Source organism: Corallococcus sp. 4LFB, from assembly GCF_046520365.1.
Classification (GTDB): domain Bacteria; phylum Myxococcota; class Myxococcia; order Myxococcales; family Myxococcaceae; genus Corallococcus; species Corallococcus caeni.
The window spans coordinates 1-1,855 of the sequence record NZ_JBKGHJ010000895.1 but is presented as its reverse complement, the minus strand read 5'-3'; the positions used below and the strand labels follow the sequence as shown (position 1 = coordinate 1,855).

Annotated in this window: 2 protein-coding genes; both read right to left on the bottom strand. The window is 74.9% G+C overall.

Annotation, left to right across the window (positions count from 1 at the left end; all coding sequences use genetic code 11):
* A partial coding sequence (locus ACLEQD_RS42495) for a serine/threonine-protein kinase (protein WP_410391668.1) occupies positions 1-817 on the bottom strand: 817 nt, incomplete at its 3' end.
* 515 nt (positions 818-1,332) lie between these two features.
* Positions 1,333-1,855: PDZ domain-containing protein (locus tag ACLEQD_RS42490; RefSeq protein ID WP_410391666.1), on the bottom strand; the 523-nt coding region annotated here is incomplete at its 5' end.

Genomic DNA, 1,855 nt, shown 5'->3' with positions numbered 1-1,855 from the left:
GCAGCGCCTGGGCCACGGTGGCCGCGTCGCGAGGCCGGCGCGCGGGCTCCTTGGCCAGGCAGCGCAGCACGACCTCCTCCACCGGCGGCGCCACCGGGGCGAACTCCGACGGAGGCGGGGGCCGCAGCGACAGGTGCGCCTGGAGCACCTCCGTGAGCGTGCCGAAGAAGGGCGGCCGGCCGGTGATGAGCTCGTAGAGGATGATGCCCAGCGCGTACACGTCCGTGCGCGCATCCAGGGCCGCGTGGCCGGCGCACTGCTCGGGCGCCATGTACTCGGCGGTGCCGGCGAAGGAGGACGTGTCGCCGGGAGTGCCGTCGTCGGCGAGCGCGCCGGGGGCCGGACGCTGCACCAGGCCGAAGTCGAAGACGCGGGCGCGGCCGTGGGCGTCGTCCAGGAAGACGTGCTCGGGCTTGAGGTCGCAGTGCACCAGCCCGTGCGAGTGCACGACGGCCACCGCCTCCAGCAGCGCGCTGGCGCGGGGCCCGAACTCCTGCGGCGACATGGGGCCGGACACCTGGGCCAGCCAGTCCGCCAGCGTGGGCAGCGGCACGTACTCCATGGCGACGAAGCGCTGTCCACCGGGCAACGTGCCGGTGGCGTGGAGCGCGGGCACGGTGGGCGGCCCGATGGCGCGCAGGGCCTCCGCCTCGCGGGCGAGCTGCGCCTCCGCGAGCGCGATGCCGGGACGCGCCAGCTTCAGCGCGATGCGTTCACCCTCGGTGCCGTCGGCGGAGCGCGGGTGCGCGGCCAGGAGCACGCCGAAGCCGCCGCGCGCGATGACCTTCTCGCAGCGGTAGCCCGGAACGTCGGGCACGAGGAGCGAGGCATCGGACGGCGGAGCGGTGGGCGGCGGGACGCCGGGTGGGCACGGCGCGTGAGAGCCCTCCCAACGCCGCCCGCATGTGAGGCAGCGCGGCACGGCCGCCACTCTACGCCACCGCCGCCGTGATTTCCGAACCCCCGGGGTCGGTCAAACGACGGACGCGTGAAACACCGGTCAGAAGGCCTCCCATGCCCGGAGGGCTTCCAGGCACCACGCTGCGTGAACCGCGTGACACCGGACATTCGGGGCAGCCAGCGGGTCAGCGGGTCGCCCGCGCACCGGCCGCGTCATTTCGCACCGCATCGCGGCAAGGAGGTCAGGACTCCCTGCCAGCCCCTGTTCAACGGGAGGACCCGGGCACCCGCATCCTCCTGACCCCGGAGCGCTTCACCGTGGCCAACCCGCGTGCGCGAGCTGCTCACCCGGGCCGGGCTCATCAACAGCCGCTCAAAAGACAACGGCGCGCTCACACCCCGGCCGGCGGAGCGCGCCAACACAAAGCCAGACTACCGCTGCGGCACCTCAATCGCTCGCAGCAGCGCCCCGTCCTGTCCGGGCACCCGCGCGCGCAGGAGGAGCGCGGAGCCTGGCTCCGCGGACGTCAGGGCCTGCGCCGCTTCCGCGACGCCGGACACCTTCTGGTCGCCCACCTGCGTCAGCACCATCCCGGGCATCAGGCCCGCGCGCTCCGCGGCGCTGCCGGACTCCACCGCCACCACCTGCGCGCCGCCGCTGCCGTCCTGCGCCTCCGACAGCCGCAGGCCCAGCCGCTTCGACAGGGGCGCGGGCGTCGCGTCCCGGGGCGTCATCTCCTCCTCGCCCCGCTGCGTGGGCCGGGTGCCCAGCTTCACCGGCACCTCCATCGCCTTGCCGCCGCGCACCAGGCTCATCTTCACCTCGCTGCCCGGCTTGAGCAGCGCCACCGCGCGCGTCAGCGACCCGGCGGAGTCCACCGCGCGCTCGCCCACCGACGTGATGATGTCCTCCTCGCGCAGGCCCGCCTTCTCTCCCGGCCCGCCCGCGGAGACG